12 protein-coding genes are annotated in these 14,542 nt (G+C 53.2%); 10 read left to right on the top strand and 2 right to left on the bottom strand.

All coding sequences use genetic code 11. The annotated features are described in order from the left end of the window. Positions 1–107 precede the first annotated feature (107 nt). The 10 genes from alr to D9A02_RS11165 all read left to right on the top strand — a co-directional run bounded on the left by alr (position 108) and on the right by D9A02_RS11165 (position 10,015). Positions 108–1,145, top strand: coding sequence for an alanine racemase (gene alr / locus D9A02_RS11215; RefSeq protein ID WP_120502496.1), 1,038 nt, complete (start codon positions 108–110; stop codon positions 1,143–1,145). Next, entirely contained in the window at positions 1,142–1,927 is a 786-nt protein-coding gene (locus D9A02_RS11210) for an ABC transporter permease (RefSeq protein WP_120501048.1), read from the top strand. The genes alr and D9A02_RS11210 overlap by 4 nt, the downstream gene beginning before the upstream one ends. Beyond that, positions 1,924–2,670, top strand: coding sequence for an ABC transporter ATP-binding protein (locus tag D9A02_RS11205; protein WP_120501047.1), 747 nt, complete (start codon positions 1,924–1,926; stop codon positions 2,668–2,670). Before D9A02_RS11210 ends, D9A02_RS11205 begins: the two co-directional genes overlap by 4 nt. A gap of 601 nt (positions 2,671–3,271) precedes the next feature. Continuing rightward, the gene (locus tag D9A02_RS11195; RefSeq protein ID WP_120501045.1) at positions 3,272–3,706 is read left to right on the top strand and encodes a paraquat-inducible protein A; all 435 of its coding nucleotides are present in this window, start codon (positions 3,272–3,274) and stop codon (positions 3,704–3,706) included. Positions 3,707–3,832: 126 nt separating this feature from the next. Further along, complete coding sequence (locus D9A02_RS11190; RefSeq protein WP_120502495.1) at positions 3,833–4,603, top strand: DNA repair protein; 771 nt, start codon at positions 3,833–3,835, stop codon at positions 4,601–4,603. A 39-nt stretch (positions 4,604–4,642) separates the two neighbouring features. Beyond that, complete coding sequence (gene radA, locus D9A02_RS11185) at positions 4,643–6,031, top strand: DNA repair protein RadA (protein WP_120501044.1); 1,389 nt, start codon at positions 4,643–4,645, stop codon at positions 6,029–6,031. A gap of 5 nt (positions 6,032–6,036) precedes the next feature. Beyond that, entirely contained in the window at positions 6,037–6,597 is a 561-nt protein-coding gene (locus tag D9A02_RS11180; protein ID WP_120501043.1) for a CvpA family protein, read from the top strand. A 250-nt stretch (positions 6,598–6,847) separates the two neighbouring features. Next, the gene (locus D9A02_RS11175) at positions 6,848–7,933 is read left to right on the top strand and encodes a Hint domain-containing protein (RefSeq protein WP_120501042.1); all 1,086 of its coding nucleotides are present in this window, start codon (positions 6,848–6,850) and stop codon (positions 7,931–7,933) included. A 127-nt stretch (positions 7,934–8,060) separates the two neighbouring features. Continuing rightward, positions 8,061–9,518, top strand: a complete 1,458-nt coding sequence (gene purF / locus D9A02_RS11170; RefSeq protein ID WP_120501041.1) for an amidophosphoribosyltransferase — start codon at positions 8,061–8,063, stop codon at positions 9,516–9,518. Positions 9,519–9,589: 71 nt separating this feature from the next. Next, on the top strand, positions 9,590–10,015 hold the full coding sequence (locus tag D9A02_RS11165; RefSeq protein WP_120501040.1) for a DUF1284 domain-containing protein: 426 nt from the start codon (positions 9,590–9,592) through the stop codon (positions 10,013–10,015). Between the two features lie 306 nt (positions 10,016–10,321). On the opposite strand, the gene D9A02_RS11160 is transcribed toward D9A02_RS11165, so the two are convergent. Next, a complete protein-coding gene (locus D9A02_RS11160) occupies positions 10,322–13,444 on the bottom strand; it encodes an efflux RND transporter permease subunit (RefSeq protein WP_120501039.1) in 3,123 nt (1,040 codons plus the stop codon). A gap of 2 nt (positions 13,445–13,446) precedes the next feature. Next, positions 13,447–14,541, bottom strand: a complete 1,095-nt coding sequence (locus tag D9A02_RS11155) for an efflux RND transporter periplasmic adaptor subunit (RefSeq protein ID WP_254054606.1) — start codon at positions 14,539–14,541, stop codon at positions 13,447–13,449. Position 14,542 lies beyond the last annotated feature (1 nt).

Raw genomic sequence — 14,542 nt, 5'->3', positions numbered from 1 at the left:
TAAACGACCAATCAGACGATATTTTGACAGCATTATGGCTGCATCAGACCGGGCTCAAACGCGGATTCCCCCTTGACCCTGCGCGCTGCCATGTCATGAACAGCACCATGAGCAGTGGACGACTGACAATCGATCTTGGCGCGGTTTGCGCCAACTGGCGCGCGCTGGATACCGTAACCCGCGCCGAAACCGCAGCTGTGGTCAAAGCTGATGCTTATGGTCTGGGCGCATCGCGCGTAGCACGCGCGCTGGCAACCGCAGGTGCCCGAACATTCTTTGTAGCCAATGCCGAAGAAGGTGCCGCCCTGCGGCAGGCCCTTGGCCCCGGCCCTACCATTAACGTTTTTTCCGGACACATGTCCGGAGATACCGACATGATAGGTGATCTTGATCTGGTTCCGATGCTCAATTCTCTGGAACAAATGATCCGCCATGTGGAATCATTACCCAGCCATCCCTTTGGCGTCCAGCTAGATACTGGTATGAACCGCCTCGGCATGGAGCCGCAGGAATGGAGTGCCGTGCGTGAGATTATGCTACAGATGTCCCCAAGGCTAATCATTAGCCATCTGGCATGTGCGGATGAACCAAACCACATCATGAACCAAGAACAGTTGAATGTTTTCAAATCGATAACATCCGACCTGAATATTCCTCGCTCATTAGCTAATACCGGCGGCATCCTTCTCGGCCGCCAATATGATTTTGATATGACCCGCCCCGGCATCGGCCTTTATGGTGGTCATCCCTTTGACGAAGCGCAATACGTGGTCACCCTCGATATTCCGGTGGTTCAATGCCGTGATCTAGAGGTTGATGAAACCGTCGGTTATGGCAACAGCTTTACTGCGACGCGCCCAACCCGTATTGCCACAATTTCTGCCGGATATGCCGATGGTATTATGCGCGCCATAGCCGCTGGGGCCATGTTGTTCGCAGATGGCGTCGCTTGCCCGATCGCCGGGCGCATATCAATGGACCTGATCGGCGTCGACATCACCGATCTAGGTGAAGACCCGAAAGACATGCGCCTTTTAGGGGCGGAACAAACTGTTGATGATCTGGCAGATGATGCCGGAACCATCGGTTACGAAATCTTGACCTCTTTGGGGTCACGCTATGCACGGCGGTATATCGGTATATGAGTTTCATACTGGGCTTTCTGGCCTCCCTCGGGCGATTTGCACTGAACGGGATGGCTTCTCTTGGCCGACTGGCAACCTTTTCGGGCCAGACTTTTGCACATATTCTGCGGCCTCCCTATTACCCTCGCGAGCTGCTGATTGCGCTGCTCCAGATCGGCTGGATGTCCTTGCCGGTGGTTGGTCTCACCGCCCTCTTCACCGGCGGCGCATTGGCACTGCAAATCTACGCCGGTGGCGGACGTTTCAACGCCGAGGCGGTGATGCCTCAGATCGTTGCCATCGGCATGGTGCGCGAATTGGGGCCTGTTCTTGTTGGCCTGATGATCGCCGCGCGTGTGACCTCCTCAATCGCCGCCGAGATCGCCACCATGAAGGTGACAGAACAAATCGACGCTCTGGTCACGCTCTCCACCCACCCGATGAAATATCTCGTCGCCCCACGTGTTCTGGCCGCATTACTCACCGTGCCAATTTTGGTGGCGGTCGGTGACATCATCGGCATCATGGGTGGCTTTACCGTTGCGGTGCAAAATCTGAACTTCAACCCCGCCACATACCTACACAACACTGTCAACTTCCTCGAGATGCGCGATATCGTGTCATCCTTGGTCAAAGGCGCCGCCTTTGGCGTCATCGCCTCAATCATGGGCTGCTACTTCGGCATGAACTCTGGTCGCGGCGCTCAAGGTGTGGGCCGCGCCACCAAAAGCTCGGTTCAGGCCGCCGCGGTGCTGATTTTGGCCGCTAACTTTGTCCTCACAGGAGTTTTCTTCTCGCTATGATCAGAATGGAAAACGTCCACAAGGCCTTTGGCCCTAACCGCGTCCTGCAAGGCGTGAACCTTGAGATTCCCAAGGGCACCTCGATGGTGATCATTGGCGGCTCTGGCACCGGAAAATCCGTCACGCTGAAATGCGTGCTGGGTCTCATTCACCCCGACAGCGGCATCATCACCCTGGACGAGGAAGACGTGACCAAAGCTGACCGCGATGCGTTCCTTGCGCGCTTTGGTATGCTCTTCCAAGGTGGCGCGCTGTTCGATAGCCTGCCCGTCTGGCAAAACGTCGCCTTCCGCTTGCTGCGCGGCTCGCTCATGCGCCCCAAGGAAGAAGCCCGTGAAATCGCCGTTGAAAAATTGCGCCGTGTCGGCCTCAAGGCCGATGTTGCTGATAAATTCCCCGGCGAACTCTCTGGCGGCATGCAAAAACGTGTGGGTCTTGCCCGCGCCATCGCGGCCGAGCCTGAGATCATCTTCTTTGACGAACCCACCACCGGCCTTGACCCGATCATGTCCGGCGTGATCAACGATCTGATCCGCGAGATCGTCGTCGAAATGGGCGCCACCGCCATGACGATCACCCACGACATGTCCAGCGTCCGCGCCATCGCCGACAACGTTGCCATGCTGCACGATGGTGTCATCCAATGGACCGGCCCTGTGGGCGATATGGACCAATCCGGTGATCCTTACCTTGAGCAATTCATCCAAGGCCGCGCCGAAGGCCCGATTGAGGCGGTGCGGTAACTTCAATGGCAATAAGTATATGGTTTGGATCATTCGCATATCTCATCATCGCAGTGCAGGTCGCTAACGGTTTTCCCTCATTTTATATCGACCGAGAATATAAAGCTAAGAACCCTGATTACGTCGGGCGCTTCTTCAAGGGTAATCTCCTCTATTTTGCACTTGTTTTTTTGGGAGTGGGATTACTAGTTCTAGCCCCGTACACAGGATATCCACGTATAACTATACTTCTCGGGGGAATTTTCCCGTTATTCGCGGCCATAAAAACGCGCCAGTACCTGAAACACGAAGTAGGCTATCCCTCTCCATTTATGTCCTCCTTCTTTACCCACTCCCCCAGCATTCGGGCTCTCTTTGATCGCAGTCCAATGTTGCTATTTGATGTCTGGACAGTTGTTCTTTCTATAGGCTTCGCCAGCATGAATTATTTTACTTTGTAATAAGTCTCATAAGGTATCAAAATTCGACCTTTATATGCTTATGAGTAAAATTTCACCTGCCTTCATCTTTCGCAAAATGCTACGGGATAGTCACGTGTTCCACGCGGCGGAGGCAGCGCCACTACCTTGCACCCCTCGCCCCATGTGATTAGATCGCGTTCATGATCCTGCGCTATGCCAACCTCGCCCTGCTGATCCTCTTCCCCATCGCGTGGTTTGCCCCGCTGATGCGTGCAGGTGTGCTGCCACTTTTTGGCCTGTCAGAGATCAGCGTCATTTCAGGCCTGCAAAGCCTGTGGCAAAGCGATGTTTTCCTCGCCCTTGTCGTCACCATATTCGCACTTTTCGCGCCCTACATGAAAACTATCGGCCTTGCGCTGATCCATTTCCGCCTGATGCGCCGCAGGGCCCTGCCAGCGCTGCAGATCCTTGGCAAACTCGCCATGGCAGATATTTTTCTCATTGCGCTCTATATCACCCTCAGCAAAGGCATCGGCATCGGCCGGATCGAGGTCGCCTGGGGCCTCTATCTGTTCACGGCCTGTATTCTGGCGTCGATTTTCATTGGGTTTTTAACCGAAAAGAAAAAACATTAGGCGACTAATTTTCATTAAATATTAACTCACTAAGCATATCATCACGCGTTTTCACGCAGTTTTCACGCCAAAATAAGCGAAAAATTGCTATATTGAGCATGGTCGTTTCTGTGTATGGAGGGCGCCATGAATAATAACCAGTCTATTCAACCAACACTTTTTTACATTCAACAGATTTTTCAACGCGTGGCTTTTCTGGCCCTGATATTAATCTCTGGCATTTTGCTCGGCTCGTCGGCCATGGCCGCAGCAGGGTTTCTGCCCTGGCTTAGCTTTGAAATGAGCTATGGCACATTAACCATTGAAAATGCTGGAATGTATATGCAAATAGGCGCTGCCAATTTTACGCTTTTGTTGTGTTTCTTCTTGCCGACAAACACGCGCGTTATGAAGCTCGAAAATTCGCACCGCTCCTTCACCATCGGCATGCAAGATGTGGCGCAGGCCTATGCCTTGGCCCACGCCAGTGACCGGGCCAATCTCTTCAGTCTGTCGTCCGAGTTTGATGCCGTGCGCGAACGTATGAAATTTCTGCGCGCCCATCCTGACTTGCAACATTTAGAACCCGGTGCGCTCGAGGCAGCGGCGCAGATGTCGCATGTAAGTCAAGAGCTTGCAGACACTTATTCAGATGAAAATGTCGCACGTGCTCAGACTTTTCTGACACAGCGACAACAGGAAATGGACACCTTCAACACCCGGCTGGAGCATGCCAAACAGATCAGCGGCGACCTGAAACATTGGCTGCACGAGGTCGAGATGGAAGAAAGCATCGCCGCCAGCCAGTTGAACCGCCTGCAGGACGAATTGAACGAGGTCCTGCCCAAGCTCAAACGCGCTGTCAAAGCGCGCAGTGATGGCACAGTGATCAAAATTCCTCGTCACGCCGCCGAATAGGCATTTGACCCGCCTGTCCACTTCGGGCAAGAGCAGGATATGGCAAAAACAACCACTGTCTTTTCCTGCACTGCCTGTGGCGCAACCCATTCTCGATGGTCGGGCCGTTGTGACGCCTGCGGTGAATGGAACACGATCGCACAGGATGCGCCGCTCTCAACAGGCCCGTCCTCCAAATCGCTTGGCAATAAACGTGGCACACCGATCGCTCTCAGCGATTTGGACCATGACGAAGCCCCACCACCCCGCAGCCATTCCCGTATTGGTGAATTGGACCGCGTCCTTGGCGGAGGTCTGGTACCCGGCAGCGCCGTGCTGGTTGGCGGCGATCCCGGCATCGGGAAATCCACGCTCTTGCTGCAGGCCGCAGCAAAATTTGCCCAAGCTGGACTGGCGACCGTCTATATCTCTGGCGAAGAAGCCAGCGCACAAATCAGATTACGGGCGCAGCGGCTTGGTCTTGGAAAGGCCCCAGTCAAATTAGCCTGCGCCACCGCCCTGCGTGACATTCTGACCACGCTCGAGGCCGAAAAACCACAGTTGGTGGTCATCGATTCAATTCAGACCATGTGGGCCGACACCGTCGACAGTGCGCCCGGATCGGTCAGCCAGGTTCGCGCTTGTGCGCATGAGCTGACAACATTTGCCAAACGCACGGGTACTTCGGTCATTTTGGTGGGTCACGTCACCAAAGAAGGTCAGATCGCAGGCCCTCGTGTCGTTGAACACATGGTCGACACGGTGCTTTATTTTGAGGGTGAGCGCGGCCATCAGTTCCGCATCTTGCGCAGTGTCAAAAACCGCTTTGGCCCGGCAGATGAGATCGGCGTGTTTGAGATGACTGGCCGCGGCTTATCTGAGGTCTCCAACCCGTCCGAGCTGTTTTTGGCCGGTCGCGGCACCCCCACCCCCGGATCCGTGGTTTTTGCGGGCATCGAGGGCACCCGCCCGGTGCTGGTTGAGATGCAGGCACTTGTCGCCCCCACCCCGCACGCACAGCCTCGTCGCGCCGTTGTCGGCTGGGATGGCGCACGATTGGCGATGATTCTTGCCGTGCTTGAGGCGCGTTGTGGCGTGCCTTTCACCGGACTTGATGTTTATCTTAATGTTGCTGGCGGTATCCGCATCACCGAACCGGCCGCCGATTTGGCCGTCGCCGCGGCCCTTCTGAGTGCGCGGGAAGACGCCGCTTTGCCGCCGGAAACAGTGATTTTCGGTGAAATCAGCCTTTCAGGCGGCCTTAGACCGGTTTCACAGACCGAAAACAGGTTGAAAGAGGCGCAAAAACTTGGTTTCACCAGCGCAACCATTCCCGCCGGTGGTAAACCAGGGGGATCTGCAGGTTTGAAGTTGACACGCGTTGGTGAACTTCAGAAGTTTGTGAATGACTTAGTGAACGCGGATCAACCGCAAAAAGGGACAGGATAGAATCCATGGAAGGTTTCACCATTATCGACGGCGTTGTCGCGCTTTTCATCGTCATGTCTGCCCTGCTGGCCTATTCTCGCGGTCTAGTCCGCGAAGCTCTTGCGATCGCGGGTTGGGTGGCAGCCGGCATTCTGGCTTTCATCTTTGCCCCGCAAGCCTATCCTTTGGTGAAAGAGATCCCGGTCATTCGCGATGTCATTGGCGACAATTGTGAGTTGGGCATGATCACCGCCTTTACTGGTGTTTTTGCAATCGCATTGATTATTTCATCGTTCATCACCCCCTTGTTTTCATCAATTGTTCAAAGATCTGTCCTTGGTGGGTTGGATCAGGGTTTGGGCCTCCTCTTTGGTGTTGCCCGCGGCATTTTGTTGGTTGCCGTAGCCTATTTCGTCTACGAAACCGTTGTAACATCGCAAAGTATCGAAATCATCGATGACAGCCGATCAGCACGCGTCTTCTCAAACCTGACCTCTAAGGTTGAAGAAGGTGACCCTGAACAAGCTTTGGGCTGGATCACACAGCAGTATGAACAGCTGGTTTCTGTTTGCGGACCAACGGAATAACTTAGGCGAACCAAGCGCAGAAAGTAGAAACTGCAGCGCAAAAGAGCAAAGTCCCGCCTTAGCTGAAAGGCGTGACTTAAAACAACCAAAAGATTACTAAACGACTGAAATACCATAATTATTCGTTCACAAATTTGAATTTTTCATCACTTTAATATCATTTCAAAAACGTACCTTGCTCTGACTACAAGGCATTCCGTTATAGCCGCTCTGGCGTAGCGCAGTTGACTTAGTATTCGAGTATGACACAATGATAGAGCGCACGATATTTGCTTTCGACAACGAGGCACTGATTGTTGCTTCCAGCTCTGCGGCAAACATAGTTGGCAACGGGGTTATCAATAATTCTGATACACCTGATGGCACTATTTTTACATTCACGGCTAACAGCGGCACAACGATCACCGTAGAAGACGATGGCCAGTTTGCGGATGCCATCGCCGCTGACAACAATCTGTTTTTCAATGATGACGAACTTACAGACCACAGGATTATAGATGGCGCCGGGCTAATTGCCGACGGCACCGAAGTCGAAGCCGAATCGCGGATTGAACTTCAAGCCGTTGATGCAGGTGGAAACCCCACCGGCCCCCTCATTACCGTCACTGTGTTTTCGCAAAATGGTGTCACACAAGATGTCTGGGGTTTTAGCTCCGACATCCCTCTTGTCAATGGAACGCAATATATCAAAGTTGGCGGCAACAATGATGGCACCACGTTATATACCGACTTCATCACATGTTTTAGCAAAGAAACTCTGATCAAAACTAAGATCGGTGCTCAACCAATTGAAAACATCTTAATTGGCCAAAAGGTTTGGACTCTAAACAACGGCTTCCAATCCGTGCGCTGGATCGGCCACACACGCGTTGCCGCAAAGGGTTCTCATGCGCCGGTTGTTTTTGCTCCAGGCAGTATCGGTAACGAACAAGAGCTTATCGTTTCACAAGAACACAGGATGTACTTAAAGTCCGCCCACACCGAATTACTTTTTGCTCACAACGACTGCCTTGTTGCCGCCAAGCACCTTTGCGGCATGCCCGGTGTCACCCTAAAGGAAGGTGGCCATATCGACTATTTCCACCTCATGTTTGATCGCCATCAGATCATTATGGGCAATGGCATATTGAGCGAAAGTTTCTTTTTATCCGAAAACTCCGTCAACGCGATCGACAAAGATCAAAAGATAGAGTTGCTATCGCTTTTCCCAGATCTCGCCTCGGGCATTCAAAATCAGGGAGCCACTGCAACCATAGCCCTTAAAACCTATGAGGCGGCTTTACTAAAAGCTTATGCACAAAACAAAAATAGCTCTTTATTCGCATCAGCCGCCTGACCCCATTCATTAGAATGTTACATTCCGCAGATGAATCGCTGATCCCTGCGTGACATATGTTATATTACCCCTTATGAGAGGCGCACATACGCAATCGGAATCGGAGCTGCTCCCCGTGTCCTTAGAAATGCCCCCCGCCCATCCCTTTGACGATGATAAACTGCGGGAGGAATGTGGCGTTTTCGGCGTTATCGGCGTCACAGATGCCGCTAACTTTGTCGCCCTTGGTCTGCATGCCCTACAACACCGTGGACAAGAAGCCGGCGGTATCGTCTGCCATCACCCCGAACATGGCTTCAACTCGGCCCGCCGGTTTGGCTATGTCCGCGACAACTTCACCAAACAATCCCTGATGGAAACCCTGCCTGGCCCTCTGGCCATCGGGCACGTGCGTTATTCCACCGCCGGATCCAAAGGTGCAGTGATCCGCGATGTTCAACCCTTCTTTGGTGAGTTCGCAATGGGCGGTGCCGCCATCGCCCACAATGGCAACATCACCAATGCTGATGCCCTGCGCCGTGAACTGATTGAACGCGGCTCAATCTTCCAATCCAGCTCGGACAGTGAATGCATCATTCACCTGATGGCGCGGTCCTTGCAACGTACAATTCCCGAACGCATGGAAGACGCACTGCGCCGTGTCGAAGGCGCGTTTTCCGTCGTGGCCATGACCCGCACCAAACTGATCGGTGTGCGCGATCCGCTGGGTGTGCGCCCACTGGTGCTTGGTCAACTCGCTGACGGCGGCTTCGTGCTCAGTTCAGAAACCTGCGCCCTCGACATCATCGGCGCGCAGTTTGTACGCGAGGTCGAGCCCGGCGAGATGGTTGTGATCTCTGAGAAGAAAGGCGTCGAAAGCCATTATCCTTTCCGCCCAGCGAAATCACGGTTCTGCATCTTTGAACACGTCTATTTCTCTCGTCCCGACAGCCTGATTGGCGGGCGCAGCGTTTATGAAACCCGCCACCAGATTGGCGTGGAACTGGCACGCGAAGCCCCTGTTGAAGCTGACCTCGTCTGCCCAGTCCCCGACAGCGGCACGCCGGCGGCGATCGGCTTTAGCCACGAATCCGGTATTCCCTATGCGATGGGCATCATCCGAAACCAGTACATGGGCCGAACCTTCATCGAGCCAACCGAGCAAATCCGCAACATGGGTGTACGCCTAAAACTGAACGTGAACCGTGCGCTTATCGAAGGCAAACGGGTCATTCTGGTCGATGACAGCGTTGTGCGCGGAACAACCAGCCGCAAAATCAAAGATATGATCCTTGATGCCGGCGCCAAAGAGGTCCACTTCCGGATAGCCAGCCCCCCAACGGCCTGGCCCTGCTTCTACGGTGTCGACACGCCCAATCGCGAAAAACTGCTGGCCGCGACCATGTCCGAAGAAGAGATGCGTGAGCACCTCAACGTGGACAGCCTCAAGTTTATCTCACTGGATGGTCTCTACCGTGCCGTCGGCGAGGCACAGGGCCGCAGCCCATCATGCCCGCAATACTGTGACGCCTGCTTCTCAGGAGAGTATCCTGTCGCTCCGACCGACATGATCAACAAAGGTTTTGAGCTTAAAGCCGCAGAATAATACCACGTCCCGGGTCCGCACTCGCGTGATCCGGGACGTATTTTCAGGCAAGCCACCTGCAGGGTGGTGTTATGGCTGACGATCCGCTTAAATTTCGCCCACACCATTTCCTGTGTTCTCTGGGTTTTCAGGGCAAAGGCTATTCAGACGGATTCACCGCCAATATGGCCGACATCGTGGTTGGGCAACTCCGCGCTGAAGGCGGCGACCAAACAGAAATCGAAGTTGTCGGCGATACCGATGCCATCTGCGCCCCCTGCCCCAAACGCCGCGGAAACCTGTGCGAAAATCAAGAAAAAATCGCAACACTCGATGCCCGCCATGCCCGCGCTTTGGGTCTGTTTGTTGGCTCTAAATTGACTTGGGGCGAAGCCCAACGTCGCATCCTCAAACGCGTCCCCCCCAGTTCGCTCACCCAACTTTGTAAAGGCTGCCAATGGTTAGAGCTTGGCCTGTGTGAAACCGCCCTGCAAGCCTTGCATGACCAAAACACCTAGCCAGCGTAAAACACCAGGCCGAGCTTCAAAGCTATTCAACACAGAAATATAGAAATGACCGCATTGGGCCCAATGGGTCACGTTCTGTGCTGTGCAGGAATGGCTTCTAGGAACGACAAAGCCATTGCCCGCGCAATCTTACTTTCATTTCCGCAAGCGGTGCCTGTGTCTGTGTCAGTAGATCAAAATTGTAAGGTAGGTCTGATTAATAATTATCTACTTTATTCATTTTGATGACTCTAAAGTTTTTCTATGACGCTACAGCTTTGCGTCATGCTTTTCCAAAAATATGTAAAGAGTCGTCTTTTATTGGTTCCCTGCCCGTCGTACGAATAACACTCGTTCAGCCCCTGATTTGACGTCTTCAACAATGGCGATCAGGACGGGAACGAGGATCAGCATCAGCAATGTCGCAAAGATTTCTCCGTAGGCCAAGGATATGGCTGCCGGGATAAGGTACTGTGCCTGTTCAGAAGTTTCCGTCAACAAGGGGGTCAAGCCAATAACAGTTGTGACCGTTGTCAGAAAGATTGCCCTAAATCGACCTACACCTGCATCTCTGAGGGCGTTGGGCACCGGCATGTTTACATCTCGAGCATCATTGTAACGTGTCATCATGACCAAGCTATCATTCACTACAACGCCCGTCAGCGCCAGCATTCCAAAGAACGACAGGATCGACAGCGGTACGCCCATGATCAAGTGCCCGATGGCCGCGCCGACAATGCCAAACGGAACAATGGCCAAAATCACAAAAGGCTGCCAGTAGGATTTCAACGGAACCGCCATCAAGACATAGATCGCAACAACTGCCATGATCAGCGCCTGAAGTAACCCGCCGCGGATCTGGCCAATTTCTTCCAACTCTCCACCCAATTCGACCCAGACATTCGGATATTGATCCAACAGTTTTGGCATCAGCTGTTCTTGGACGGCCTGTCCCACTTCTTCTGGGGGCACAACGGATCGGTCGATGTTTGCCGTGATGGAATTGGCCCGAAACCCATCCAAACGTAGAACCGTTTTTGGAACATAACCGCCATCAACTTCGGCGACGGTCGTCAATGGCACCCAGGCACCAGTTTCACTGCGCAGCTGTGTGCGCAACAAATCATCCACAGTATCACGGGCTGCGCGGCTGTTGAGTACAATAACCTTGACCTCGTTGGTGCCGCGGCGAACCTTTTGCACTTCGGAGCCACCAAAAGACAACCCAATCTGACGGGCGAGGCTTTCTGCGGTAAACCCGAGGTTTCGTGCTTCGGGCCTCAGGCGCAGGCGCAACTCAGGTTGGCCACCTTTCAACCCGTCTTGTACATTGCTGACACCGTTGATCTGGCTTAAAAATTCGCGAACTTCTTTGCTGGCCTGCGCCAGTGTTTCCGTGTCTTTTGACATGAGCTCAATGACAAACCCGCCAGAAAATGATTCCGACCCGGTAAATTTCAACTGAGTGGACCCTTCGATCGGGCCGGTACGCGCGCGCCATTCCCGGATCACATCTAGAATTTCCACGCCTGGCCTGTCAGCGACGGGTGTCATCTCGGCATAAAGCTCCGCAGATTCACCGCCCTCGACTTGAACAAAGACAGTGCGGATCGGGGGGCTTTCCAGCCCGGATTTCTCTTGCAGCTCAGTGTTAAGCTCTTCACCAACTTTCTGAATGTGGAGGATGTTCTTTTTCGTCAGCTGAAACGGTGCCCGGGCGTCCATTTCGAGGCTGACTGTAATCACTTGCCCCGGAACATCAGGGAAAAAGACCGTTTTGATCTTTCCCAACCCGATCAGGCCAACCCCCAGAGAGCCAGCAGCCAGAAACAATATTAAAACGGCATAGCGGTGGCGGATCGATTGAACAAGAGCAGGAAGGTATATCCGGTCACGAAACCACGTCAGGCCGCCTTTTGCGCCGGATTGAATTTTGGCCCAGACACGCGCCAAAAGGGTTTTGGGTGTTTGATCCATTGGCAGTGCAGCCAAATGCGCTGGAAGGATGAATTTACTTTCCAACAACGAAAACAGCAGTGCGAAAATCACCATTCCGGAAAAACCAGCCAAAACCTTGCCTAGCGGATTGTCCAAAACGAACATTGGCAAGAGCGCTGCAACCGTCGTTAAAACACCAAAGACAGTAGCAACCGCAACCTTGTTTACACCCGCCTCTGTACCGCGGATCGGATCACGGGTTTTCTGACGTTCCTCAAAGACGCTTTCACCGACAACCACCGCATCATCTACCAAGATACCTAACGCGATGATCAGGCCGAAAGTTGTCACATCATTGAGCGAGTAATCCACCCAACGCGACCCTGCGACCATGATTGCCCCCATGACAGATACAGGGATCCCCATCGCGACCCAAAACGCCAGCCGCACATTCAAAAACAACGACAGCATCAGAGTTACCAAAATCAGACCCTGAATACCGTTGGATTTCAAAAGCTGTAACCGATCTGCGATGAACCCAGCTGAATCGCCCCAAACGGTCACTGATGTCCCTGGTGGCAGCTGATATTCATAGTCAGCAACGACAGAGTTCACTGCGCGCGAGATTTCCAGCAGGTTTTCTTTCTGCCCGACAAGCACCACCATTCCGATGGTTGGCTTGCCATTCAATCGAAACAGATAGTCACCTTCTGCAAAAGTATCATGCACAGTCGCCACGTCGCCCAGTGTCACCACCGAACCGTTGGGCTGTTCAATCACCGGAATGCTCGCGAAATCGCCGGCATAACGTGCCCTGTTGTCAGCTCGTAGCGATATGGTGCCACCTTCAGTGCGAAGTTTTCCGCTCTGAAAATCAATAGAATTTTTGCGGATTGCACCCGATAGGTCCGCGACCGTCAGGTTGAGTTGGCGCAAACGATCGGGGTCAACATCAACCTTGATTTCCTGCGGAATAATGCCCCAAATTTTCAATCGCGACAGTTCGGATCGCGCAAGCAGATCCTCTTTCAATCCTCGTGCTAGGGTTTGAAGACTGGCTGGATCTGCATCGCCTGAGATGTTGACGTATAACGCCGGGAGGTCATACCCGTCGGTTTCGATCACCGGGCGTTTTGCCGCTTCGGGAAGATCAGTGATGCCATCGATTTTTAATCGCACCTTATCGAGCAACTTTTGCAAGTCTTGCCCGCCGGCACGTCGTACTGAGATATTTGAAAGTTCATTTGAGGATTCTGAGGTGATGCTGCGCACACCTGGCAATCCTTCCAGCGCCTGCTCGATTTTTCGGGAGACCAACTCGTCTACTTGTTGCGCTGTTGCACCTTCGTAAACCGTGGAGATAACGACATTTTCAGGTGGAACACGAGGGAACCCCTCGATCCGAATTGACAAAAGCGTCATGACACCGAGAAACAGGATAAAGCCCATCATCAGATTGGCAGCGACGGGGTTGCGGATGAACCAGGCGGTCAAGGCATGCATGATTATTTTCCTGCGTTCATGGGTTGCACCCATTGATTGGGCAAGAATATTGCCAGTGGGGTGACTGCGACTTGTAAGAACGTCTCGCCCTCAGGGGCGGCGATAACGACACGATTGTTCGCACGAAACAGGATGCTTGGCTTGAAGCGCTGCAACTGTTCATTGTTATCCACGTGCCAGACATAGCCCTCGCGTGTCAGGGCCGTTGCTGGAACGTTGAGGGTTGCGTCCAACGAGCGGCCTTGCAAAATCACCCGCACGAAGTCACCGGGTAAAATTACTTCATTGTCTGTGGCACTAAGATCCAAGAACACCCTGAATTGCCGCGTTTTCTGATCAAGAAAACCACCCCCTTGCCGCACCACTGCAGTTGCAAAAGGGTTGCCATTGCGATCAAGCACATCGGCGGATTGCCCTGCCAAAGGATGTTTCAACAAAGCCCATTCATCGTGATCAAGTTCAATCGTCAACTCGAAATTCTCGCGATCGACCAGCTTCGCCAGACGGTCACCTTCGGTAACAGATTGCCCAAGGCTGACAAAACGTTCAGTAACAATTCCCGAAAACGGTGCATCAACGGATGTCTTGGATAGTTTCGCCTCAGCGGCGATGAGTTGACGCTCTGTTGTCGCAACAGACAACGTCGCGATCTGCAATTGCGGCAAGCGAAGTGCCAGATCATTTGGCGGCTGGGTCCCATCGCGGGTGAACTGGCGGCGGGCGACTTCGGTTTTATTCTGCGCCTCTAGCAACGCCAGATGCGCCTGTGCCAGCATCAGCTTGGTGTTGGCAACGTCTGCTTGGTATTGTGTTTTATCAATTGCGAATAGAGGTTGACCAGCTTCGACCCGGGCACCGGCAAGGCCGGCTCCTTCAACCTGAGTGATCCGGCCCGAAACCTCTGCACGGATCTCTGCAGACCAGCGTGGTGTGATCTCTCCATAAACCTCAACGCGGGCACTTTGTGTTTGAACTGAAACCGGCTCAACCGTAACAACTGGCGCGGCCCCAAAGTCTTCATTTTGCTCAACATCAACAGTATTTTCAGCGGATTGCAAAAACAAGAAGACCGCCCCCAACACAAGTAGAGAAATCAAG

The organism is Roseovarius sp. EL26, from assembly GCF_900327775.1.
GTDB lineage: Bacteria > Pseudomonadota > Alphaproteobacteria > Rhodobacterales > Rhodobacteraceae > Roseovarius.
This window is presented reverse-complemented; position numbering and strand designations above follow the sequence as displayed.

What these genes read in the sequence shown, in the direction of transcription:
- D9A02_RS11205 (WP_120501047.1), top strand. Translation starts at nt 1,924, where the DNA reads ATGATCAGAATGGAAAACGTCCACAAGGCCTTTGGCCCTAACCGCGTC.
- D9A02_RS11160 (WP_120501039.1), bottom strand. Translation starts at nt 13,444, where the DNA reads ATGCATGCCTTGACCGCCTGGTTCATCCGCAACCCCGTCGCTGCCAAT.
- D9A02_RS11175 (WP_120501042.1), top strand. Translation starts at nt 6,848, where the DNA reads ATGATAGAGCGCACGATATTTGCTTTCGACAACGAGGCACTGATTGTT.
- radA (WP_120501044.1), top strand. Translation starts at nt 4,643, where the DNA reads ATGGCAAAAACAACCACTGTCTTTTCCTGCACTGCCTGTGGCGCAACC.
- purF (WP_120501041.1), top strand. Translation starts at nt 8,061, where the DNA reads ATGCCCCCCGCCCATCCCTTTGACGATGATAAACTGCGGGAGGAATGT.
- D9A02_RS11190 (WP_120502495.1), top strand. Translation starts at nt 3,833, where the DNA reads ATGAATAATAACCAGTCTATTCAACCAACACTTTTTTACATTCAACAG.
- D9A02_RS11165 (WP_120501040.1), top strand. Translation starts at nt 9,590, where the DNA reads ATGGCTGACGATCCGCTTAAATTTCGCCCACACCATTTCCTGTGTTCT.
- alr (WP_120502496.1), top strand. Translation starts at nt 108, where the DNA reads ATGAGCAGTGGACGACTGACAATCGATCTTGGCGCGGTTTGCGCCAAC.
- D9A02_RS11210 (WP_120501048.1), top strand. Translation starts at nt 1,142, where the DNA reads ATGAGTTTCATACTGGGCTTTCTGGCCTCCCTCGGGCGATTTGCACTG.
- D9A02_RS11180 (WP_120501043.1), top strand. Translation starts at nt 6,037, where the DNA reads ATGGAAGGTTTCACCATTATCGACGGCGTTGTCGCGCTTTTCATCGTC.
- D9A02_RS11195 (WP_120501045.1), top strand. Translation starts at nt 3,272, where the DNA reads ATGATCCTGCGCTATGCCAACCTCGCCCTGCTGATCCTCTTCCCCATC.